This is a genomic window from Atopobium sp. oral taxon 416, assembly GCF_018128285.1.
Lineage (GTDB): Bacteria > Actinomycetota > Coriobacteriia > Coriobacteriales > Atopobiaceae > Olsenella_L.
Genome location: NZ_CP072380.1, coordinates 943,052 through 966,990, shown reverse-complemented (window position 1 = coordinate 966,990; position 23,939 = coordinate 943,052). Strand labels below are relative to the sequence as shown.

Here is a 23,939-nt window from a genome sequence, read left to right as displayed (position 1 = left end):
CTTGCTTAAAACCGACAATGATGGATATTTCCTTCACTGTCAGTTAAAAGTAAAGCAGATCGCATGTATAGTTCTCAAGAGCAGCTCTAATCAGATGTCCCTGAGCCTTGAAATCTACGGGTTCTGTATAAGTGCTAGCCGCACAGTTCTTATTCTGGCAGAGTGCTCGCTGCTTGGATACAACGATGTGAGTATAGATACCTCCCATAGCAATGTGTTTCAAGTCAACCTCGGCTGTGCCGTTATACACCGTCTCCTGGCCACAGAAGCTGCACTAGATCGGCTGTCCGTTCAGACGATTCAGCTTTCCCTTAAAGAAGTATTCAGTGACTTTGCGCTTGGCAGGTCTAGATGATGTGCCCACAGAGATCTCTTTAACGGCCGTTTGCGTCATACCAACCTGGGTAAAGGAGGGCAGACCTGATGAGAATGTTAAGATGCCACTCAGGAGCTGTATATCAGAAATTGAATCAGTCAGATCATAGGTATCAGCACGAAGATCTTCTGATCTTGTATCAAGCAATTCTCCCTGAATAAGCGGCTGTGTGTTAACATGCATATGGATCTCTTATTTTGTATGTTTGCTCACACACAACTATACGAGATCCATTTTTATATTCGTACTATATCTTCGTCCCACATGGCGTCATATCAACAGGTTTTGGGATTGAGCCATCTTTACCCAGTGGATCTGTGTTTTGGGACCCAAGCCCTAACTCGGTGGTAAGGTGGCTTTTAGGCTTGCCGGTGGAGATAGCACACTCAGCTGTTTTCAGGCACTACTCATCGCTGTATTTGGTAGCAAGATTGTTTGTTACCTGTAGTCCTTTCGGTCGGCTTGTCTTGCAGTTAAGAGGAGCCTCATAATTCCTCAAGCCGCACTGTCCGAAAAAATGATACAGGTCAATGCCCACCGCGGGGGTGCCCCAAGGCACTGGAGTGCCTGGGCGCCGGGTTTAAAGACACAATTGGAAGTCATGGCCCTCCCGCAAGTGCAGGTGCACCAGGACCTCGAAGGCTCAACGCCGAGGTGAAGCGCTCCCAGAAGCTCATCGCTATATTCCCGAGCGAGGACTTACTCATCAAGCTCGTGGGGACCTACCTTATCGAGGAGAACGACAGATGGGCGGCAAAGAGCAAGCAGTACTTGCCTGCCGGCGGTCGAGGAGCTATGAGAGGAAGAAGGAGGTGCTCGCAAAGATAGCCCGCACGCAGCGACAGATGAGGCTTAATTCGTGATGGCTTGCAGGTAGCGGTTGCTTATGAGCTAATTTACGAGTCATCTGCACAATTAAATGCACAGATTCAGAGGGCTGTACCGTTGACGCATTGCCGTGCAATAGGTTGACGGCTTTAGGGCACAATATAATATTGTGTGTTTTTGAGTTTGTATATTCGTGCACTGATAAATTCAGTGCACCGCGGAAGGATATAAAAGATATTCATGAGTGAGGCCCTAACAAACAAGCAGCAGAAAGCGTTGCAAAATGATCCGGTATTCCGGGAGGAACAGGAGAAGCTCTCCGAAACCTACAAGAAGCTACTGGAGCTCAGGGATGAGTTGAATCATCGCCTTGAGGTGACCCACAAAGAGGCTGCCAAGGACCTGCACGATATGTCTGAGGAAATCACCCAAGACTACGGTTCAGACGATGAGACGATGGAGACCTTGGCCGCAATCGAGACTTTGAACTCTGTTATCGACTCCTACAACCAGGCTCACGATTTCGATGTCGAGAAGCTGCGCCGCGTGATGGTACTCTTGCGTCAGCCCTACTTTGCGAAGGTCACACTCAAGATGCATCCCAACCATCCCCCACGCGACATCTACATCGGGGTCGCCGGCGTGATGGACAAGGACTCCCATCCGCTGATCGTCGATTGGCGCTCACCGGTTGCAGAGACCTACTACAACCAGGAGAACGGCAAGACGAGCTATAAGGTCAACGGGAAGCGCCACGATGTGGAGCTGCTACTGCGCCGACAGTTCGATCTCACCGAAGATAAGCTCAATATGTACTTCGACACGACGGTCGCAATTGAAGATGCCCTTCTGCTCAAGGCACTCAAGTCCCCTCACACCGAGAAGCTGCAGGCGATCACCGCCACAATTCAGAAAGAGCAGAATGCGGTCGTGCGCCACAGCGACATTCCGGCCTTGATCGTTGACGGAATCGCCGGCTCCGGCAAAACCTCCGTGATGCTGCAGCGCATCGCCTACCTCTTCTACCAGCAGCGTGAGACGCTGAAGGCGGACCAGGTCTACCTCTTTACGCCGAACAACGTGTTCCAAAGCTACATCGACACGGTGCTCCCCTCGTTGGGTGAGTCCAACCCGCAGAGCTTCACCTGGCGCAACTTTATAGAGTCGCAAGGCATCGCTGACCGTGCGAACGGCCGGGACACTGACCCGGCAGAACTTAAGAAGATGGAAACCACAGTCAAAGGCCTCACGCTTGAACCAGATGATCTGCGCGGTATCAGTGTGGGTGACGTACAGCTGATCAAAGCATCACAGGTAAAGAACGCCTTTGCGAAGTTCCCACGCACCCCGTTGGGACCGAGGCTGATTGCGATGGTGAAGGACGTGCTGCACGAACGTCTTGAAACCCGGCTCACCAACCTCTCACGCGACGAAGGCGTCCACGAAGAGATGCTGGGAGCTGATATCGAGGACCAGATTGCAGTCTTCGGTGAACCGATCAACCCCGTCGATGAGGCAGACACCACTCGCTTAGCCAAGCTCTACGTGGACCACAAGTATTCAGACGTCCACGATCTGATTGAAACTGCAGGCTGGCTCAGAATCGACCGCATCGGACAGCGCCTGCTTGGCCACCAGCTCAATGCCGCAGAGTACCTCTACCTGAGGTCCTTGATCACCGGCGCCGGCGACCGCAACGCCCGTTACGTTATGGTCGATGAGGTACAGGATTACTCACCCGCTCAACTCATGGTGATGGCGAGATACTTCAGCAACGCCCACTTTATGCTCTTAGGTGACGCCCGCCAGTCAATCTTCGAAGGTTCCGTATCCTTTGACCAGTTAGAGCAAATCCTCAAGGATGCAGGTATCACAAAGAAGGACGCCGACATAAAGCGCCTGAAATTGCTCACGAGCTACCGCTCCACCCCGGAGATCACCAACCTCTTTATGAGCCTCTACGAGCGCAACGAAGCCATTCAGACCCACTCAGTGCAGTGTAAAGGTGTCGCCGCCAAGCTCTTGGTAACCAAGGACGCTGATACCTACCTCGACCGTCTGCGCAAGCTTGTCGAGGAGCAGCGCGAGGAAGACGGCCTCACCGCAATCGTGACTGATGACCGCGCCCGCGCACACTGGATCGGCAAGCAGCTTGGCAAATCAGTACGCGTCCTGGAGGACAAAGATATCCTCCCACTCTCCGGGGTGGTCGTAATGGATTTGGCAATGGCGAAAGGGTTGGAGTTCGACACGGTGATTGTGCCGGACGTCCAGGCAAGTGTCTATGAGGCTACGCCGAGATATCGTCGTCGCCTCTATACCGCGATCAGCCGTGCGATGCACAAAGTAGTGCTGGTGAGCCAAGGTGAGCCCACCTCGATGCTCGAAGGCTCCCCCGTTGAGAAAGAGAACCTGTAGATGGCCAACCCCTTCAAGAACGCTCAATTTGTCGCCTCGTTCGGCACTGTGGAACAGTTGCCACCCTCGACGGAGCCGGAAGTCTCCTTCGTCGGGCGCTCCAATGTGGGCAAGTCTTCACTGATCAACGCACTGCTCGGCAGAAAGGCGCTCGCAAAGGTCTCCGGAAAACCCGGCAAGACCCAGACGATCAACTTCTTCGAAGCGAGTGGGATCCATTTCGTCGATCTGCCGGGCTATGGCTTTGCCCATCGCAGTAAGCAGGAGAGGCAGCGTTGGGCAGATCTGATCTCTGCCTACTTTGAAAGCGAGCGCTCCCACAACTTAGTCATTTCCCTGATCGATATCCGTCTCGATCCGCAGACGCTCGATGCACGGATGATCGACTATCTCAAGAGCGCTAAGCTACCCTTCATCGTCGCCTTAACCAAGGCCGATAAGTTGAAAAGCCGCACTAAACAGCAGGCGAGTCTCACGAAGCTCTCGAATGCCTTCGGACTCGATCCCCTCGCCTGTGTGGTCACCTCTGCTGAAAAGAAACAGGGCATCGACACCCTTGCCCGCTACATTGAGCGAGCCTGCTTCGAGTAAATCAGTGCTTCAAGATATTGAGCAGTTGCGCGTGCAACAGCTCCTGATCTCCAGGCACATGCGAGGAGACGATCAGTGTTCTCCCCTGCAGATGTTTTCTGATAAAGGCTGCCGCAGCATAGTGGCTCTGCACGTCGAGCGAAGCAAAGGGCTCATCGAGCAACACCAGTGCCGAGGGATGTGCGAGGGCCCGCACCAACTCGACACGCCGCTTCTGTCCCCCGGAGAGCTCTGAGACCGGACGGGACAAAACGTCTTCGGACAACAGTTCACACAGGAGTTCCTTAGCCCCCTGTTCAGTCAGTACCGAGGTCAATTGAACATTCTCTGGGGCAGTGAGCGCGCTTACCAGGCGCGGCTCCTGGCACACTAGAGCGATATCTACCGGGGCCTCGATCCTGCCCTGGAGAGGTCTCAGAAGTCCGCAGATGGTCATGAGGCAGGTGGTCTTCCCCGAACCTGAAGCGTCCTGGAGGATCCAGGAGCCTCCCTCTAACTCCCCCGTCAATTCCTTAGAGACCGTGACCGGTGCCGCATGGTCTGAGGTTGCCGAATAACCTAGCACGGTATGCACAAAACGTATGGTACCGGGGACATTCGAGGTCTGTGGCCGCAGTCGGTTCTGGTTGCGCAAGGCACGCTTGAGTGCCCAGGGACCCGTAGCAGTAAGCGCCTTCAGAAAGAGTCGCTCACACACCCAGGAAAGTAGGACGATCGTGATAGTCCAGGAGAAGAGGTTCGCAGTGTTGAGCAAGAGCCGCGCTTGGTAGACCCCCTCCCCAATCGTGCCCCGTGGGGAAGCCAATACCTCGGCAGCCACGCCTGCCTTCCACGCCATTCCGCACATATTGCGGCAAGTCGCAACCAGGAAAGGCAACAATTGCTGGTAGGTATCCACCTGGAAGCGTACATGGGGCTTGACGCCCATCACTTTGAGCTCGTCGATCACCTCATGATCCTGTGAGTCCAGCCCCTCCAGCACCGAAAAATAGAGCGCCGGAAAGATGAGGATCATCACGGTGATAATGCTCACCCGTTTGGGTCCGACCCACATGAGCAGCAACATTATGAAGCAGACTACCGGGATGGACTTCAGCGCGTCCATGGCAGGCTCCAAGAGCCGTCGCAGCCAAGGGAGGCGATAGGCGGCAAACCCGAGCACCACTGCCAAGGCGAAGCCGATCAGAAACCCCACCGCGATATGGCAGAAGGAACGCAGGACAGCAGTCCAAAACACTGGCGTCACGATCTGTGACGCCAGTGTCACCGCGGTATCAACTGGACTTGCGAGCAGCAGATGGTTTCCCACTGCCATGCTCGCCAACTGCCACACACCAATCCAGATGAGTGCAGCCAGCACTGTTTTTATATGCGATTTCTGCGAAGCTCTCCGCATCTATCCCTATCCCTTGTAGTAAAAATCATCGCCGGGGAGGGCACCACCGACGGAGTCCGGATTCGCATCACTCATCACCTGCAGGAAGCCGCGTTGGGCATCCTCCATCTCATCGCCCGTGATGCACACCACATTGCACTTGGGGATCGCGGCTTGCGCAATCGGTTTCTTTGCGATGATGCCCGCCTGGACGACCAGATCTGCGGTGCCGTCCGGGTCGTCATTGCACTTCTGCACTGACTCCTGATGCTTCTGGAGGAAGTCCGCCACGGCCTGAGGATGCTGCTCGACAAAGTCCTTGCGGGCAATTGTAGAGCCGAGCACAAACTTGGATCCGGAGTCGCCGGCATAGCGATCCCAAACATCGTTCAGGTTGATCACGGAGTGGACGCCACTGTTCTGAGTCTCCACCACAGTCGTGAAAGGCTGCGGCAAGATTGCGATCACCGCAGGATCAGAGGCGAGTTCAGTCGCTACCTGCTGGTGCTCACTCTCGTAGGTAACCTCAACACGGTCAGCGATGCCCGCCTGATCGAGCAGGTACTCAATCACGTACTCAGGGGTGGAGCCTTGGCCTGAGGTCACTACAGTGTGCCCCGCCAGGTCTTCCCACTGCTGGATCGAAGAGTCACCGGTCACGACCGAGAGCACGCCGAGCGTGTTGATATCGATAAGCTCAACATTCCCTTCGGTACGGTCGTAGAGGATCGAGGCTGCGTTGGAAGGGACAAAGCAGATATCGCAGGTCCCCTGTGCCACCATCGGCGTCACCTCGTCCGGTGCGCTCGAGATCTGATAGGCATAGGTGATACCGGAGCCTTCCTCAGGATTCCCTACAGAGCTCAAATCTCCCCCATCCCCAGGGATACCGGAAGTGTCGTTCATCATGTTGACCAAACCGATCGAGGAGGGACCTCTAAGTGTCGCCACCCTAACCACTACGTCTTCGATTTGCTGCTGTCGATTATTCTGATTGTCGGGAGATTGTGAATTTCCGCACGCGACAAGAACACTTGAAAATCCGAGGCCTGCCAAGGTAGCAAGCGCTTCACGCCGGGTGAGATTGACACTCATGATACTTATCCCTTCCTGTCATGCGCCTATGGAGCTTAGGGGCGCCTTGTAATCGGGTATAACCATTATATGTGGCGCATACGCTTTAAGCTATGCACACAAACCAACGATCGTTCAGCAGTTAGGAGCGCCATGAAAACACGCGTCGCCGTGATCGGTATCATTGTGGAAAATCCGGACTCGGTCGATCCTCTCAATAAAATCTTGCACGAGTACTCTCAATACATTATCGGCAGGATGGGCATCCCCTACCGTCAGCACCACATGGACGTAATCTCGATCGTCCTGGACGCAACCGACAATACGATCTCCTCACTCGCCGGCAAGATCGGCGCCCTCAACGGGATCAGCGCCAAGGCTGCCTACTCGAGCGCCTTCACAGGAGAAGAGGACTGACACTGTCAGAACAACTTACCTGGATAAGTTAAAGGACTTCGGAGGGACCACCTGCGGAGTCTTTTTTTGTACCGTTCGTACCTAGCTACCGAAAAAGGCCGGAAGCCACGGATGGCTTCCGGCCCTCACTGTCTGTGCGAAGCTAGTCGCTCGCTGAGGTATCGTTACGCCTTGGCATACATTTCCTTGAGCTGGACAAGGTGAGCATAGCGCTCCATTGCGGCTTCCTCGTTCTCAGCGAACAGGGTATCCGCACGATCCGGGAAGAAGCTCTTCAGGGATGCGTAGCGGGACTCGTTCATCAGGAATTCCTGATAGCCGCCCTTCGGCTCCTTGGAGTCGAGGCTGAATCTCTTGCCAGCCGGCTTCGCCGGATTGTAACGGAAGAGGTTCCAGTAGCCACAGTCGACCGCACGCTTCATTTCCTCCATGCAGTGCATGAGACCACCCTTCTTGATGGAGTGCATCTCGCACGGGCAGTAGCCGATGACCAGAGACGGCCCGTCATAGGCCTCAGCTTCAGTGAGAGCTCTGAGCGTCTGGACCGGGTTAGCGCCGACAGCGATCTGTGCGACGTAGACGTAGCCGTAGTCCATCTGCATCTCAGCCAGGGACTTCTTCTTGGTGGCCTTACCGGCAGCTGCAAACTGTGCGACCTGGCCCAAGTTAGAAGCCTTGGATGCTTGTCCACCGGTGTTGGAATAGACCTCAGTATCGAAGACGAGGACGTTCACGTTGTTGCCAGAAGCAAGGACGTGGTCGAGCCCGCCGTAGCCAATATCGTAGGCCCAGCCGTCGCCGCCGAAGATCCAGAAGGACTTCTTGGACAGGAAGCTCTTATTCTTGAGGATCTCCTCAGTGATGCTGTTGATGTCGTTCGCCTCGAGCTGTGCGATGTAGGCATCAGAAGCTGCACGGGACTTTGCGCCGTCGTTGCGGCTCTCGAGCCATGCAGTTGCAGCATCGTTGAGGCTGTCATCAACGTCGTCCATTGCGATCAGCTGCCGGGTCAGTGCGACCAGGCGGTTCTGCTCTGCCTGATAGCCGATCTCGAGACCCAGACCATGCTCTGCGTTGTCCTCAAAGAGCGAGTTGTTCCAAGCGGGGCCGTGGCCAGCTGCGTCAGTTGCAAACGGGCTGATGCCTGCCGGATTGCCCCAAATGGAGGAGCAGCCAGTTGCGTTGGAGATGAACATGTTGTCACCGAAGAGCTGCGCAGCCAGACGGCCGTAGACAGTCTCAGCACAGCCGGCACAGGAGCCGGAGAACTCAAGCAGTGGCTTCTTGAACTGCGTGTTTCTCGGGGTCTTGAAGTCGATGAGCTCAGACTTCTCGGTGACCTTGTTGACCGCGTAGTTCCAAACCTCAGCCTGCGCAGCTTCCTCTTCCTGAGGAACCATGGTCAGCGCGCCGCCATTCTGAACGTCGGACTTCGGGCAGACGTACAGGCAGTTGTAGCAGCCCATGCAGTCAAGCGGGGATACCGCGATCGTGTAGGTGTAACCGGTGTTCTTCGGAAGCTTGAGGTCAGACTTCTTCATAGCAGCCGGTGCGTTGTCTGCTTCCTGCTGATCCATCACAATCGGGCGGATCGTGGCGTGCGGGCAGATGAAGGCGCAGCTGTTGCACTGGATGCACTCGTCAGGATTCCAACGAGGAACCATGACTGCGGTACCGCGCTTCTCGTACTGGGAAGCACCGAGCTCCCACTGGCCATCTGGGTTGTCCTTGAATGAGGAGACAGGCAGGGAGTCACCCTCCATGCGGTTGATCGGCTGCATGATCTCCTTGACCTGCTTGACGATCTCTTCACGGCCCTCAAGGGTAATCTCGTGCTCTTCGTCCTGAGCGTTCACCCAGCAGGCAGGAACCTTGAACTCACGGAATGCAGAAGCGCCGGCGTCGATAGCCTTCCAGTTGGCCTCAACGATATTCTGGCCCTTCTTTGCATAGGACTTCTGTGCAGCGTCCTTCATAAACTTCTTCGCGTCATCCAGCGGCAGGATCTTTGCCAGTGCGAAGAACGCGGACTGAAGCACAGTGTTGGTGCGCTTGCCCATACCGACCTTCTGTGCAAGGTCGATAGCGTCGATCAGGTAGACCTTGATGTTGTTCTTTGCGACGTAGCGCTTGGCTTCCGCAGGCATACGGTCTGCGAATTCCTCATCGCTCCACTGGCAGTTCACCAGATAGGTGCCACCCGGCTTGACGTCGCGAACCATCTTGAAGCCCTTGACGATGTAGCTCGGGTTGTGGCAAGCGACGAAGTCGGCCTTGGTCACATAGTACGGTGAGCGGATCGGGGCATCGCCGAAGCGAAGGTGAGAGATCGTCACACCGCCGGTCTTCTTGGAGTCGTACTGGAAGTAGGCCTGAACGTACTTGTCGGTGTGGTCGCCAATGATCTTGATGGAGTTCTTGTTTGCGCCGACAGTACCGTCGCCGCCGAGACCCCAGAATTTACACTCGATGGTGCTCGGGTCTGCAGTGTTCGGAGCATCCGGATCCATCGGAAGGGACAGGTGCGTAACATCGTCGTCGATGCCGATCGTGAACTCACGCTTCGGCTGATCCTTCTTGAGTTCCTCATATACTGCGAAGGCTGCCGCAGGAGGCTCGTCTTTGGAACCTAAGCCGTAACGGCCACCGGTGACAACGAGGTCAGAGCGGCCTGCCTCATAGAGGGCAGCCACAACATCCTCGTAGAGCGGCTCACCGATGGAACCCGGCTCCTTGGTACGGTCGAGGACAGCGATCTTGTTGACCGTGGACGGAAGTGCCTTGACGAAGGCGCCGACGTCGAACGGACGATACAGGCGGACCTTGACCAGGCCGACCTTCTCGCCATGTGCATTGAGGTAGTCGATGACCTCTTCGAGAGTATCACAGAAGGAACCCATGCAGACGACGACGCGGTCTGCATCGTCGGCGCCGTAGTAATCAAACAGATGATAGTGGGTACCGATCTTCGCATTGATCTTGTCCATGTAGCTCTGGACGATCTCAGGGATCTTGTTGTAACGCTCGTTGCAAGCCTCACGGTGCTGGAAGAAGATGTCGCCGTTCTCGTGAGAGCCACGGGCGTGCGGATGCTCTGGGTTCAGTGCGTGGTCACGGAAGCGCTGGACAGCACCCATGTCGAGCATATCCTTCAGATCATCGAAGTCCCAGGTAGCAACTTTCTGGATCTCGTGTGAGGTGCGGAAACCGTCGAAGAAGTTCAGGAACGGAGTGCTGCCCTCGATTGCAGCGAGGTGCGCAACCGGTGCGAGGTCCATAACTTCCTGTACGTTGCCCTCAGCGAGCATAGCAAAGCCGGTCTGACGGCATGCCATAACGTCGGAGTGGTCACCGAAGATGTTGAGCGCCTGCGTTGCGACGGTACGTGCGCTGACGTGGAAGACGCCAGGAAGACCCTCAGCAGCGATCTTGTACATATTCGGGATCATGAGGAGCAGGCCCTGTGAAGCGGTGTACGTCGTGGTGAGTGCACCAGCGCCCAGAGAACCGTGAACAGTGCCAGAAGCACCGCCCTCAGACTCCATCTCAATTACCTTGACAGGCGTTCCGAACACATTCTTCAGGCCTTGTGCCGCCCACTGATCGACGTGGTCTGCCATAGGGCTGGAAGGAGTGATCGGGTAAATGCCCGCCACCTCGGTGAATGCGTAGGAGACCCAAGCAGCGGCCTCGTTACCATCCATCGACTTGAACTTTCTTGCCATATCCTCTCCTTTGAAGTGATACGGTCCGTCCCATATTGGACGGAAATGAACCTGCTCTTTCGCCCACAATAAGCGAAGTCACAGAGCACGTTCGTGACACAATTTCCCCTGCGTCACAATACATACTGCTCATATAGTAACGCATCTGAAACGTAATTCCACATATTACCACCAACAGAAAACCTTTAGTATTTAAACATTTTGCAACCTATGGTGAGGGCCTCTATCGGACTCAATAATGAAACTCCTGTTAGTGTTCCATATCTGTCGAGATGCACCTCGGTAGACATCAATTGTGATACTGAAAGATCTGAACACGACCGAGAGCCAACGTTCAAAAAGGGAACACAAGTTCCTCACGTTCTGAGTCCAGGACAGATATGCCTCGCATCCTCCCTGAACTCAACAGCATCCCCTACAGCGGGGCAACGCTTTTTCGGTATCGATTCTCTCCCGGCAGGCCATCCTTTCGCGGGCGCTTCTGCTCCGCTGCCCGAACAGCTCAACTGCGACGACCGATAACCTAGACTTCTCTGTATGAGAGTAAGTATTGGTTTACTTATTGAATGAAGTGCCACCGCAATTCATCCTGAAGTATGGTTCTTAAGACATCTGTCTCATACCGGCGAGGCGAGCCATGGACACAACGTTATCTATACTCTGCGATGCGCTGTGGCTCCTCTACCTTATCGATATGATATTGGGACACTGTGTAGCAGCGTTCACGCTGATATCTGTCATGGGAGTCATCTATCCGCTTCAAGCTTCTGCACGCAGTGACACTGCCACAGAAGTGAGCAATGCCACTCTCAACAAGAAACGCTTTTTAGAGGTACTGCTCATCGCCTGCTCAGGTATCCCCGTAGCTGTGAGAGCCCTGAGACAGAACGCTTCGTTGTGTCCACTATGGAGACAGATGGCTTTGCCTTTGCAATCACTGCCACAGCCCATCCCAACTTTATGGATACCACAGAGCTCCACCATGTCCGACCGAGCGTTTATGCTAGGTTATGAGCGAACATAACTGCAAAGGGATCTCTCTATGCCACATTCTCAGCAACCAATGTATCCGCACACCGCGCATACCCATACAAAGAAACACCACAGCAAGGCGGTTGAGCCGATCACCCCACGTCCAACGCGCGATCACTTTCTGCCAGTCAACAAAGAAGATATGAAGCATCGCAGTTGGGACCAGTGCGATTTCGTCTATGTTATCGGCGACGCCTATGTCGACCACCCCTCCTTCGGGCCTGCGATCATCAGCCGGGTCCTGGAGTCCCGGGGCTACAAGGTCGGCATCATTCCCCAACCGGACTGGCACGATCCCAAGAGTATCACGGCCTTGGGTGAACCGCGTCTGGCATTCTTGGTGTGCGGCGGCAACATGGACTCGATGGTGTTGCACTACACCGTAGCAAAGCATCGCCGCTCCAAGGACTTCTATTCTCCGGGCGGTAAGACCAATCTGCGCCCGGATCACGCGACCACCGTCTACGGAAACTTAATCAGGCGGACCTACAAGCACACCCCGATCATTATCGGCGGTATCGAAGCCTCCTTGAGACGCCTCGCCCACTACGACTACTGGTCCGACTCGCTCAAGCGCTCGATCCTTCTGGATTCCGGCGCCGACCTCATCTCCTATGGCATGGGTGAGCGCTCCATCGTCGAGATCGCCGATGCCCTCAACTCCGGCATCGATGTCCACGATATCACCTGGATCCAAGGGACAGTCTACCGAGCAAAGAGCACCGAGCAGTGCGACCACCCGGTGACGCTTCCCTCCTGGAATGAACTTCAGAGAAGTAAGCGTACCTACGCTGAAAGCTTCGGGCTGCAGTGTCGAAACCTGAATCCATACCTGAGCCACTCACTAGTCGAGCCCTATCCTGACGACCATCTTTACGTGATTCAGAATCCTCCTGCAAAGCCGCTCTCCACCCCGGACCTCGATGAGGTGTACGAGCTGCCCTACACTCGTACCTATCACCCGATGTATGAAAACCAAGGTGGTATCCCTGCACTTTCTGAGGTCAAGTTCTCCCTTACGAGCAACCGTGGGTGCTTAGGTGAGTGCGCTTTCTGCGCGCTGAACTTCCACCAGGGCCGCATCATCCAGGCCAGAAGCGAGGAGAGCTTGGTGCGTGAGGCGACAGCGATGACGCACGATCCGGACTTCAAGGGTTACATCAACGACGTCGGCGGGCCGACTGCCCAATTCATAATCCCAGCCTGCGCAAAGCAGGAGACACTGGGCGCCTGCACAAACAAGCGCTGCCTTGCCCCAACCCCCTGCAAGAGCCTGAGAGTAGACCACACGAAGTATGTGCATCTCTTACGCAGGCTCCGTCAGATCCCCGGCGTAAAGAAAGTCTTCATCCGCTCAGGCATCCGCTTCGACTATGCGATGCTCGACTCCGACCACACCTTTATCAAGGAGCTCGCAGAATACCACACCTCCGGGCAGCTCCGCCTGGCGCCAGAGCATGTCTGCCCTGAGGTCTTAAACGTCATGGGCAAACCACCCCACAGGCTCTATGAGAAGTTCTGTAAAGAGTTTGAGCGTTACAGCAAAGAGGCAGGTAAAGAGCAGTACGTGGTCCCCTACCTGATGAGCAGCCACCCAGGCTCCACAATGGAGGTTGCGGCCAAGCTTGCAGAGTTCTGCCGCGATCTGGGTTACATGCCAGAGCAAGTCTCTGACTTCTATCCCACCCCGTCTACCATTTCCACCTGTATCTTCTATACCGGGTTAGACCCCAGGACGATGAAGCACGTCTACTGTCCCACCAACCCACATGAGAAAGCAATGCAGCGCGCCCTAATTCAATACCGCGATCCCAAGAAGTATGATCTAGTCGTTGAAGCGCTCCATCGGGCACACCGGGAGAACCTGATCGGCTACGGACCCAAGTGCCTCGTACGGCCGGTGTGTCCCCACTCCCATCAAGGGAAGCGACGCCACACCAATCCTTATCGGAAGCACAGCAAATGACGCTACAACCGTAAAGGTACAGCGGAAGAAGACCACAATCGATCCTCTTCCGCTTTTCTGTCAGATAGCGCAGTGATATCTATTCGAGCTCCAACTCGCCGGTCTCGAGCTCCCAGTACACACCCTTCTGCGCCATGAGCTCCTCACGCGTACCGCGCTCCACGATGCGTCCGTGTTCCAGCACCATGATCGCATCCGCGTTCTGTACCGTTGAGAGCCGATGAGCGATCACAAAGACGGTCCTCCCTCTCATCAGTGCATCCATACCGCGCTCGATCAGAGCCTCAGTACGGGTATCAACGGAAGAGGTCGCCTCATCCAGGATCAGCACCGGCGGGTCGGCAACGGCAGCACGGGCGATCGCTAAGAGCTGCCGTTGCCCCTGGCTTAGGTTTGATCCATCCGCGATAATCCGTGTGTTGTAGCCTTCAGGCAACCTAGAGATGAAGGAGTCGGCGTTTGCGATCGATGCCGCCTTCCTCACTTCTTCATCAGTGGCATCCAACTTGCCGAAACGGATGTTATCCGCCACCGTCCCCTCAAAGAGGTGTGTTTCCTGCAGGACCATACCCAACGATCCTCGCAGATCCTTAAGGCCGATCTCTTCGATGTTAATCCCGTCGTAGGTGATCTCACCTGAATCGATCTCATAGAAACGGTTGATCAGGTTGGTAATCGTCGTCTTACCTGCACCGGTCGAACCAACAAAGGCGATCTTCTGACCGGGTTTGGCGTAGAGCGTCAGATCTTTGAGCACCGTGGTGCCCGGCACGTAGCCAAAGGTCACATCGTCGAGGCGCACATCGCCCGCCAGCGGAGTCCGGAATCCGTCAGGCTTGTTCCACGCCCAGGTATTCTTACCGGTGCGGATCAGCTGCACCTTCCCCTCATCCTTCTCAACCGGTATCTCCATCACTGAAAAGATGCGCTCCGCTCCTGCCAAGGCGGTCAGAATGAAGCTGCCGAGCTGCGTGATTTGGTTGATCGGCATGGCTGATTGACGTACGAGGACAAGGTAGCTCGCAAGCGCTCCGACATCTGCCATATTGTTCAGCGTCAAGAGGGAACCGACGACGGCTACCACCGCGTAGTTAAGGTAGCTCATCGCAACTGTCACCGGCACCATCGAGAGAGCATAGGAGGTTGCATAGGTGCCGGTCTTCTGCAATCTCCTGTTGAGGTGATCAAACCCGTGCAGGTTCTGCTTCTCGTGATTGAAAACTTTGACGACTTTCTGGCCGGCGACCATCTCTTCGATATAGCCGTCCAAGGCACCCAGGATCTTTTGCTGCCCGGAGAAGAGCTGCTGGGAACGAGCTCCGGAATAGCGCACATAGAGCACGATCACGAAGTCGCAGGCAACGGTGATAAGCGTCAGGCGCCAGTTCAGCACAACGAGCAGTATCAAGGTGCCAATCGTTTGGATGATCGACTGTATGATATTCGCAAAGCTGTTGTTGAGCGCCTCGGAGATCGTATCCACGTCGTTGGTGAAGTAACTCATTGCGTCGCCGGTGCGCGTCTTATCAAACCAGGAGAGCGGCAGATGCTCCATGTGGGAGAAAAGGTCGTGGCGGATATCGAAGACGATCTTCTGCGCCGCCCTCACCATCATCTGCGTATAGCCGATACAAGAGGTGATCGCGATCGCATAAATGAGTGCGGTCAGGGCAACCAGATGCACAAAGCGCGGGATATCCCCGGTACCGACGGCGTTGACTACCGGCCGAATCATGTAGGTACCGATGAGGTTTCCGACGCCGGCAATCGTGACTAGGATCGCAACGAGCAAGAGCTGCCAACGCGCATGGCCCAAGTACGTGAGGAACCGCCGTACGGTGTGCCACAAATTCTGAGGGCGGTTCGCAGCTTCCCCTTTAGCGGGCATCTTCGACCGCCTTTGCATCAACGACGTTCTGTGAGACGCAGAGCTCCCGGTAGATCGGATCGTGGGCCAGGAGCTCTTGGTGCGTCCCGATCCCTTCGATCTTTCCGTCGTCCAAGATCACGATCTGATCCGCATCCTGTACGGAAGTCACACGCTGTGCGACGATCACTTTCGTCACGTCAGTCAGTTTGGACAGCCGCGAGCGGATCAAGGCATCCGTCTTCATATCGCAGGCACTCGTCGCGTCGTCGAAGATGAGGATCTTGGGATGCTTGAGGAGCGCGCGGGCGATGCAGAGCCGCTGGCGTTGGCCGCCGGAGAGGTTGGCTCCCCCGTGACCTAAGTCCGCATCCAACCCACCGATGCAGTCCAGAAACTCATCGACGCAGGCAACGTAGCAGGCCCAGGTGAGTTCTTTGGTATTGTTGGCATGGGGATTACCCCATGCCAGGTTCTGCCGGACTGTGCCGGTAAAGAGCACGTTCTTCTGCAGGACAATGCCCACCGCTTCACGCAGAGACTCGATATCGTAGTCCCTGACATCGTGGCCAGAAACCACCACGGAGCCTTTGCTCACGTCGTAGAGCCGAGCCAAGAGTTGCACCATTGAGCTCTTGCCTGAACCGGTTCCGCCGAGGATCCCCAGCGTGCTACCTGCGGGAACTGAAAGCGTGATGTCGCTCAAGACCGGTTTCTCTGCGTGCTTCGTATATTGGAAGCTGACGTGGTCGTAGCTGAAGGAGCTGGTCTTCACGTGCTTGATTGCCTGCTTCGCGGAAGGCTCTTTGAGCTCCGGCTCCTCGCGCAGGACATCTCCCACGCGGTGGATACTGGTAAGCGAGCGCACAAGCAGCAGGAATACATTGGAGATCATACGCAGTGAGTTGTTGATCAGAAGCACGTAGCTCATAAAGCCCGTCAGGGCACCGATACCGAGAGTCCCATTCAGGATCATCTGCCCACCGAACCACAGCAGGCACACGCTCGTGACGTTCATCGAGGCCTGGAAGATCGGCATGTTGAGCACGCTTGTCAAGAAGGTTGTGGTCGCGATATCGGCCTGCTTCCTGTTAACTCCCTCAAAGCGCTCCGCAGCCCAGGGTTCACGCACGTAGGCTTTGACTGCATGGATCGCAACGAGATTCTCCTGCAGCACTGCATTCAGGCGATCCATCGCCTACTGCAACACTGAGAAGTACGGTGCCACGTGGTGCACGATCAGAAAGAGTGCCAGCGCCAGGCAAGGTAGGATGACCGCAAAGACCAGCGTGAGCTGTGGACTCATCGTAAACGACAAAATGAGCCCCATAACGAGCATGATGGGACCACGCAGAAGCGGGCGGAAGCCTTGCACCAGAGCGTCCTGAATGACTGTGACGTCACTCGTGAGGCGTGTCACGAGTGAGGAGGAGTCAAAGTGGTCGAGGTTGGAGAAGGAGAGCCGCTGTACATGCGCATAGGCGCTACGGCGCAAGTTTGTCCCAAAGCCCATCGCAGCTTCCGCTGCGAAATGAGCATACCCCATCCCGGAGACACCCGCGACAAGCGCCAGCAAAAGCATCCTGATTCCGATCTGCACGATCAGCTCTGCATCGCCTGAAGGGATCGCAGCATCGACCATCTGTGCCATCGTAAACGGGATAACGAGCTCCATCGTCGCCTCGATGCAGGCACAGATCGCCGCGAGCACAAAGGACTGCTTGTAGGGTCCAAAGGCTGACCCGACAATCGCAAGGTCACTCAGTTCTGTTTGCTTATCGTTTGCTTTCACGGCTACCTCCTCCCTGGTCAGCGTTAATCAGGTTGTGGTGGGCGGTCTGAAGACAGCGCTTAAAGCAAGCAATGTCCTGGTCGCTCAGCCCCTTGAGCATGGCGCGCACCTCGTCGTCGCAGACCTGCTCCCATTTGGCAAGTATCTGTTTTCCCACCTCAATCAGGGAGACCAGCTTGGTTCGGCAGTCGGTACCCTTGCGGATCGTTACAAATCCGTTCTCTCTGAGTGCGTTCAGCATACGTGAGACTGCCGCGGCATCGAGCCCGAAGCATTCAGCCGTACTCGACTGCGTCGAGGGGCCGAAGGCCTGCAGGTAGCTCAAGAGCTTAGGCTGCCCCGGACCTAACTTGATCGGTTTCATGCACGGATAGAAATAGTTCTGCTGCGCATGGTGGGCCTGGGAAAGCAGAGTGTGTATATCGAACAGGGAGCGACCGGGCCCACCCGTCTGTTCTGGGCATTGTTCCACAGAACCACCTTCCTACCTTTCATTCACGTTCTAAAGAGTTGATATATCAACACTTGATATGCCAACTAATTTTCAGCGCAAACATTAAACCGATTAGGGATCTTAGACACATCCCTCACTGCATTTTCATAGAAATGGCTAAGCACTTCCAGCACACTCCCAACGCTTCTGGTCACCCCTGCACTGTACGATATAGATGCAAAGTGATACATCCGGCAAAGCAGAGAAAGACATAGCCAAAGGGCATACAGGCGGGCTTGAGCCTGAAGGAATGCAAGCGTAGGGAGAAACGCTTATGAACCTCACAGAGAGGTATCAAGGAGAGGAGTCGTGCGAAAAAAAGGCTTTTAGGGAAAGAAGTCCCCCTGAAGCTTTGCCTGCCCGGCCTGCAAAGGGGCCAGCTGCTCAGAAGGTGTATGGGCATGCACACACCTATGGTAGTGCACGAGATATTTAACACTGGCTTTAGCCTCACTGCAGACACGATGATGGAAAACACCCACCTGCCTTCAGGACGTGGTTTGTGGCCTTCTGCCTCATGGCACACCAAAAAAGTTGAACACGAGCACATGTGCGCTCAAGCGCCAGATAGGCCACAGCTACAGGACAGCGTCCTTGCTGTTGTGCTATAGCGAGATTGAAGTGTACTCGATGTCCTCTCAGCTGACACACTCGAGGTGGACGTCTCCTATATAGAAGCCAGGGCAAAAGGCACAGGGGGATACGGCACAAAGCAGCAGCCCATGCTCGCTGCGATGGACAGGGCGCCTGCGTCAATCCGCTGGGCTAAGGACTGCTCGGGGGACTTTTGGCAGGTCGAGGATAGGAGCGGATGTCTGAAGGGGATATCGGTCGGGCTCTCCTCCTTCTGCAGGCTCGCCCAGAAGGAGTGTGACAGCTTCGACGGTGGTGCATCGCTTTCCCTGAGGGCTGCAGGCTCATCTCGAATATCAAGGCATATGTCTGTAGCACGTTCCATAGCCTTCCGAAGACGCACACGCAGTCGTATGCGGACTTCTTCAGCTAGAGGTACAGCCACAGGGGCTACAACGATGCATGTATGGAGCTCCTGCATGGGATATACCTTGTGCACGTTCCGCTCTCCGGCATCGCTGCGACAGCCACACTGCAGCCGAAGTTGCCTAAGCCGCTTGCAGTTTGGCAGACCTAACTGTGCTTAAAGTCCTCAGCACCGAGAATTCAAAGTTGGCCTGCCCACGTAGGCAGGTCGGATAATTGGCCCGTGGTGCGGCGACTCATCTTTGCAGCTTGCGCCCCGAGGGGCTGCACTCAAATGGACCTGTCCTGTGCCACGAGTCGAAGCTAAGGCCTGGCGATGACCTGATAGGAGCCTAAGCGCAGGCCTGAGACTCACACAACCCTATGTTAGCGCTCCCTTCGCTGCTTTGTCTTGCCTACCTAGGCCGGCAGGCAAGGCGCGAGGAAGGGATAGCAGGAAGATGTCGAAAGGTATAGAGCTCACGGACAGAAAGCTCGAGGGGAAGGTCGTCGCCGGCATCGACACACACTGGCTGTGCGTCTTGGACGAGAGGCACAGGGTTGCGCTGTCGTGCGAGTTTCTGTCCACACCGAACGGCTTCGAGGGTATGTGCTCCTACGGAGCTGACCTCACGGACACTCAGGGTGCTGGAGGTCCTCAACAAGAAGAAGGACCAAAGAAGGAGGTGCGGCGAGGGCAAGGACGACGAGACCGACGCCGACGGGACGTCCATCCCCAAGCTGCGCGGCGGCAGGCTCGATGAGCTCAGGTCGCTGCTTGTGGCGCGCAAGCGCTTGTGTGTCCTGCGCGCTCGAGGTTCATGCGGCCACGCTTTCGCTTACCAGGACAGCCCCCGACGATGTTCGCAGCAGCTGGGAGGGTATGTCCCAGGAGAGGATGATGGAATCTGCCCTGAAGATCGACGAGGGCGCAGCCGACGCGCTGGGAAGGGCGCCAGGGATGAGGCAGACACCCTCGAGTCCCTCATGAGGGGCGTGGTCGCTGAGCACCGTCGCTGCTTACAATCTAGTGCCTCAAGACCCTGGGCACCTCCGAGCTCGCTGTCGCCGCAGACGACAACCCCGAAAGGCTCAAGGAGCAAGGCCACATTCGCGATGCTGTGCAAAACGTCGTCCATCCCGGCATCGTCTGGCAAGACATCGGGCTGCATATACCTCAACAAGGGCGTTGACCGGCGTGCCAACAAGGCGCTGCACACCGTCACGGCGAGGCGCATGAGATACGACCCCAAGGACAAAAGGCTACGTTAAGCGGCGCATGTCGGGGCCGCACGCCCTCTCGAAGGGTGTGTGTCAAGGATACATCGCGCGAGGTCTACCATATGCTCATGCACTCAGGGACGTGGGTGAGCGGGTCGACAGGTTTTCACTCAGGGAAGCGCGCAAGAGCGCCGGCCTGAACCAGGCCAAGGTCGCGCATGCCCTCGAGGTGTCGCCTTCCACGGTGAGCGGATTTGAGTCCGGAAGGTGCGAGAGTTGGATGTTCGCGAAGAGGTATTCCGCCTGGGCGCTCGAGAGCATGCCGATAGATGTCGAAGGCCCAGGCTCTTGACATCTATAGGAGCGTCCATTTTCATAGAAATGCTACAGCGAGCCAGTACATCAGCCGCACCACCAACAGAAAAATGTCGATTGAGCTCCCCGCATGGATACTCAACCGGCATATGCGACATCAATTTAAGCAACCTTGCTACGAGGCTTAGCCTAAGATCAGCAACGCCCCCATCGTGTAAATAACCAGAAGCACGATTGTAAATGTGTTATAGAACTGCTTACGTAGCACCATATAAGCCACCCATTCGCGCACCAGTGCATTGAGTGCAAAGTAGAGGCTTACATGGGATCCGACGCCGTCCGCCTGAATATTGAGCTCACGGGCCAGCAGCAGCGCGCGAAACACATGGTAGTTATCTGACACAACCAGAAAACGCGTCTCCTGATGCTCTTTTGAAGGATGATCTATTCGATACTGCGCCCACACGACATCAGAATACTGCAGATTCTCCTTGGTCGTCGCGGAGTGATTCTCCAACAGGATCTTGTTCTCAGGAACCCCCTGCGCCAGTGCATAGGTCTTCATGGAGCTTGCCTCGGACTGAACCTCGTCAGCACCCTGGCCCCCTGAGAGGATGAGCATCGCCTCCGGATGCTTATGCAGCTGCTCAATCCCCTTGTCGACCCGCTTGGCAAGCAAGGGAGTCGGTGACCCATCGGGCATGAGCCCCGCTCCATGGACGATGATTGCGACGTAGTGACGGTGGTAATGGGGGATCTGAGCGATCATGGCGGAGACCGTGTAAAGCGTGAAGGCGATACCGAAGATAAAGAAAAGAACTGCGATAAAACCAAAGATAAAGTCGAAGACTCCTCCTGCCACCGGCACGTTTGAGAGCGCATTCCTCACAACTGACCAGATGATCAGGTAGGCAATCATCCCAAGTCCGAGTCCTAAGGACAGGACATTGCGGAAGCTGGCACCTTCCCGACGGATCAGTTTGATCCCCGAGACGATGAGGGTAATAACCAGAGCGACCGGGAAGATCATCAGCAGGATCAAAAAGACCATATCGATTACAGCACCGACGTTGCGGTAGGTCTCAAACCCCTCTGCTTGAAGCATCGCCGGTATCGCGATAGTCACAAATGCAAGCAAGGATCCGGCAGCCAAAATACCGGTAAATCCAAGCCACAGGCTCCGCTCTTCGTGAGTTCGCAGTCTCCAGAACCATAGCTGCAACAGGGTAGTCAGGATAGCCGCCCCGATACCAATCAATGTCTGTGAATCCATACCAGGCCTCTCCATTGGGCCCCATCGCCGAACTGATTACAAACTTTATGGACACTATCCTACTTGAATTCTCCTACCAACTGCAATGTCTGAAAGTGAAAGACTTCCCAGGGTGTCTTGTTAGCGAGGCATCTGTTCAGTCTTAGGTTGGTAGCATTCGTATAGAGCTGTCTGACTTCAGATAAGGTGGCATCACGAAAGCTTGTACACTTTGGGAGGTACTCTTAGATAGGGCCATAGCTGTCTTTCAACGCTCGCTTTTTGCCACGGGTGATAAGGCAGACAGAAGAGAAGCTCAGCTTTCAGTGTCTGTGCGACATCTCTGTGCTGTGCAGATCTCTTTGTCTCTCTTTGGTGTGCTGGTCTTGACAGGACAACCAGATACAGCAAGCTTTCCTGTCTTAGTTACAGCTTGTGCTGTATGCAGTGTGGCTCGCAATATCTGGACAGTGATTTGACGTTCAGAAGAGAACCCGCACAATGCGTACAAGCACGCAAAGAAGACTGCCAACGAGCTCGCCTTTGAGCACGACCTAAAACCCCAACCTGGTCAAGAACTAGGGAAACGATGATTAATTCCCAATAATGTGCCAAAGAGGATCAGCCACGTGGCCTTTCGCAGTCGGCATGGGCATTAATCATCGTTTCCCTAGGTCTCAAAGGCTACCTTTGAGATAGCGTGTGTTCACAGCGTCCGAGGACGAGCGGGAGTGCGACGAGCACCGGGAGGAGGTCGGCGAGCACGACCATCTTCAACACTGCCTGCTTAAGCGCTACAGCATCGACATAAAAGACATTCCTGGTCGATCCAAGAAACGCTGATATCAACGTGGTCAGACAGCTCCAGTAGCTGTAGATCCCCAGGTTCACCTACTACTACAAGGCCAAGGGCCCTCACTGGCGCTCTTTTGAGGGATCTAATCGCAAGCGCGCCATGCGCATCGTGGATAACGTCCACCTGAAGCAGCCCTTACGCAGGTGCGAGGAAGATAAGCCGTACACTCGAGGCATCGAGGTGCTGGGCGCGAAGGCTCATGGAGAAGATGGGTGTGCACCCAACCTGTCCCAAGCCGGCCAAGAGCTCGGTAAAGCACCCCTGCCTGCTGAAGAACAAGGCGATACGCTTTCCCAACCAGGTAGCGTCGAGATCACCTACATTCCGATAGGGGGCTTGTACCTGTATCTGATCTGTGTGATCGGCTGGTTCTTCCGCTGCGTCGCGGGCCGGAAGGACTCATCCGACATGGGCGCCGCAGGCGTGTGCGAGTGCATGTGCCAGACACTGGAGGAGCACAAAGACCCTCCTGCGCCAACTTCGACCAGGGATCGCCCTTCTCCGCTGCAACGTATAAGGGTCTGCTGGCTTGCTGAAACATCTGCCAGAGCATGGACGGCAAGGCCAAGTGGGTCGACAACACTATCGTAAAAGAGATGATCTAGAAGCCTCAAGAGTGAGTGCGTGAGGATCAACGAGTACAAAGCGCCCACCGAGCTCAAGAAGGCTCAGCGCGGGCTTACGCTAAGCAGTACAACAACGAGCGGCTCCACCAGCTACTTAGCTACGAGACGCTCCTCAAACTGGTATCGCTTAGGGCTGATGGCGGCGTAAGGCCCCGGATCGAAGGAGGCGAGCACTCTTTCGGGGTTGATTTCAGTGTCGAATTAGCTGGGCCACTTTAAACAAGTATTCGCCCTCGATACGGCGCAGATCAGCAGTACCCTCGTACTTTACGGAATCTTCTACTTTTTCTCCAACTTTTGGGTGGCGTCGTCGACAAACACTTTGGCGTTGCGGGAGCCGCGGTCAACTACCTCTTGAATGCCGCCGTTATGATCGGCCTCGCTGTGGCGGGCAGCAATACCGTCATCTCGCTCATACTCATGTGTGTGATCGCGCTTCTAATGTATACGGTCTCAGTCCTCTGTGTATCCCTCTTTATGAAAGCCTCGCGTCTAAAGCACCCGAAAGTGCTGACGCTGGCAAGCTCCCTGGATCCTTCTGCTATGAACATCGGAATTTCATTGGACAGCACAATCGGAGGATGGAGTGTCACCACTTGGGGTATCACTTCGGTAGGATCAATCGCAGCGGCTCTGTCGTGCATCGCAGCTCAGCTGTCCTACCTCACAGCCCGCATTGAGCGTGCGACGCTCAAGAAGCCAACCCCACAACTTTCACACGAGAAATAGGTTTTGAC

Annotated in this window: 18 protein-coding genes and 1 pseudogene; 9 read left to right on the top strand and 10 right to left on the bottom strand. The window is 55.4% G+C overall.

What is annotated here, in order from left to right; genetic code table 11:
* Positions 1 to 274: 274 nt before the first annotated feature.
* Positions 275 to 559 (bottom strand): hypothetical protein, encoded by a 285-nt coding sequence (locus J4859_RS17545; RefSeq protein WP_371812188.1) that lies wholly within the window; start codon positions 557 to 559, stop codon positions 275 to 277.
* Between the two features lie 375 nt (positions 560 to 934).
* On the opposite strand from J4859_RS17545, the gene J4859_RS05295 reads away from it, so the two are divergent.
* The 3 genes from J4859_RS05295 (at position 935) to yihA (ending at position 4,213) form a co-directional block, all read left to right on the top strand.
* Complete coding sequence (locus tag J4859_RS05295) at positions 935 to 1,204, top strand: transposase (RefSeq protein WP_371812225.1); 270 nt, start codon at positions 935 to 937, stop codon at positions 1,202 to 1,204.
* Positions 1,205 to 1,444: 240 nt separating this feature from the next.
* Positions 1,445 to 3,622 carry a UvrD-helicase domain-containing protein gene (locus J4859_RS05290; protein WP_212333795.1) on the top strand — a complete coding sequence of 726 codons (2,178 nt, stop codon included), beginning with the start codon at positions 1,445 to 1,447 and terminating at the stop codon, positions 3,620 to 3,622.
* Positions 3,623 to 4,213, top strand: a complete 591-nt coding sequence (yihA, locus tag J4859_RS05285) for a ribosome biogenesis GTP-binding protein YihA/YsxC (RefSeq protein WP_212333792.1) — start codon at positions 3,623 to 3,625, stop codon at positions 4,211 to 4,213.
* A gap of 1 nt (position 4,214) precedes the next feature.
* Here yihA and J4859_RS05280 read toward each other — a convergent pair whose 3' ends face one another.
* Together J4859_RS05280 and J4859_RS05275 are read right to left on the bottom strand one after the other, a co-directional pair.
* Positions 4,215 to 5,573 (bottom strand): ATP-binding cassette domain-containing protein, encoded by a 1,359-nt coding sequence (locus J4859_RS05280; protein ID WP_212333789.1) that lies wholly within the window; start codon positions 5,571 to 5,573, stop codon positions 4,215 to 4,217.
* A gap of 42 nt (positions 5,574 to 5,615) precedes the next feature.
* Complete coding sequence (locus J4859_RS05275) at positions 5,616 to 6,683, bottom strand: ABC transporter substrate-binding protein (RefSeq protein WP_212333786.1); 1,068 nt, start codon at positions 6,681 to 6,683, stop codon at positions 5,616 to 5,618.
* Between the two features lie 132 nt (positions 6,684 to 6,815).
* Here J4859_RS05275 and J4859_RS05270 point away from each other — a divergent pair, with 132 nt between their 5' ends.
* Entirely contained in the window at positions 6,816 to 7,079 is a 264-nt protein-coding gene (locus J4859_RS05270) for a TM1266 family iron-only hydrogenase system putative regulator (protein ID WP_212333783.1), read from the top strand.
* 164 nt (positions 7,080 to 7,243) lie between these two features.
* Here the strand turns inward: J4859_RS05270 and nifJ are convergent, their stop codons facing one another.
* On the bottom strand, positions 7,244 to 10,804 hold the full coding sequence (nifJ, locus tag J4859_RS05265) for a pyruvate:ferredoxin (flavodoxin) oxidoreductase (protein WP_212333781.1): 3,561 nt from the start codon (positions 10,802 to 10,804) through the stop codon (positions 7,244 to 7,246).
* 1,063 nt (positions 10,805 to 11,867) lie between these two features.
* Here nifJ and J4859_RS05260 point away from each other — a divergent pair.
* The gene (locus J4859_RS05260) at positions 11,868 to 13,802 is read left to right on the top strand and encodes a YgiQ family radical SAM protein (RefSeq protein ID WP_249113762.1); all 1,935 of its coding nucleotides are present in this window, start codon (positions 11,868 to 11,870) and stop codon (positions 13,800 to 13,802) included.
* A gap of 79 nt (positions 13,803 to 13,881) precedes the next feature.
* Here J4859_RS05260 and J4859_RS05255 read toward each other — a convergent pair whose 3' ends face one another.
* From J4859_RS05255 to J4859_RS05245, 4 genes and pseudogenes are all read right to left on the bottom strand, one after another.
* The gene (locus tag J4859_RS05255) at positions 13,882 to 15,690 is read right to left on the bottom strand and encodes an ABC transporter ATP-binding protein (protein WP_212333775.1); all 1,809 of its coding nucleotides are present in this window, start codon (positions 15,688 to 15,690) and stop codon (positions 13,882 to 13,884) included.
* Positions 15,680 to 16,564, bottom strand: coding sequence for an ABC transporter ATP-binding protein (locus J4859_RS16105; protein WP_249113802.1), 885 nt, complete (start codon positions 16,562 to 16,564; stop codon positions 15,680 to 15,682). Before J4859_RS16105 ends, J4859_RS05255 begins: the two co-directional genes overlap by 11 nt.
* 18 nt (positions 16,565 to 16,582) lie before the next feature.
* Positions 16,583 to 17,380: pseudogene (locus J4859_RS16100) on the bottom strand (ABC transporter permease); the annotation flags it as partial.
* Positions 17,381 to 17,444: 64 nt separating this feature from the next.
* Positions 17,445 to 17,933: a MarR family winged helix-turn-helix transcriptional regulator gene (locus J4859_RS05245; protein WP_212333772.1), complete on the bottom strand. Its 489-nt coding sequence runs from the start codon at positions 17,931 to 17,933 to the stop codon at positions 17,445 to 17,447.
* A gap of 1,644 nt (positions 17,934 to 19,577) precedes the next feature.
* On the opposite strand from J4859_RS05245, the gene J4859_RS05240 reads away from it, so the two are divergent.
* Together J4859_RS05240 and J4859_RS05235 are read left to right on the top strand one after the other, a co-directional pair.
* Positions 19,578 to 20,204: a hypothetical protein gene (locus tag J4859_RS05240; RefSeq protein WP_212333770.1), complete on the top strand. Its 627-nt coding sequence runs from the start codon at positions 19,578 to 19,580 to the stop codon at positions 20,202 to 20,204.
* A gap of 7 nt (positions 20,205 to 20,211) precedes the next feature.
* Entirely contained in the window at positions 20,212 to 20,505 is a 294-nt protein-coding gene (locus J4859_RS05235) for a helix-turn-helix domain-containing protein (protein ID WP_212333767.1), read from the top strand.
* Between the two features lie 147 nt (positions 20,506 to 20,652).
* Here the strand turns inward: J4859_RS05235 and J4859_RS05230 are convergent, their stop codons facing one another.
* Positions 20,653 to 21,741: a YdcF family protein gene (locus J4859_RS05230; RefSeq protein WP_212333764.1), complete on the bottom strand. Its 1,089-nt coding sequence runs from the start codon at positions 21,739 to 21,741 to the stop codon at positions 20,653 to 20,655.
* A 663-nt stretch (positions 21,742 to 22,404) separates the two neighbouring features.
* Positions 22,405 to 22,611 (bottom strand): hypothetical protein, encoded by a 207-nt coding sequence (locus tag J4859_RS05225; protein WP_212333761.1) that lies wholly within the window; start codon positions 22,609 to 22,611, stop codon positions 22,405 to 22,407.
* A 589-nt stretch (positions 22,612 to 23,200) separates the two neighbouring features.
* Between J4859_RS05225 and J4859_RS05220 the strand changes: the two genes are divergently transcribed.
* Together J4859_RS05220 and J4859_RS05215 are read left to right on the top strand one after the other, a co-directional pair.
* On the top strand, positions 23,201 to 23,350 hold the full coding sequence (locus J4859_RS05220; RefSeq protein ID WP_212333747.1) for a hypothetical protein: 150 nt from the start codon (positions 23,201 to 23,203) through the stop codon (positions 23,348 to 23,350).
* A gap of 149 nt (positions 23,351 to 23,499) precedes the next feature.
* Entirely contained in the window at positions 23,500 to 23,931 is a 432-nt protein-coding gene (locus tag J4859_RS05215; protein WP_212333743.1) for an MFS transporter, read from the top strand.
* Positions 23,932 to 23,939 lie beyond the last annotated feature (8 nt).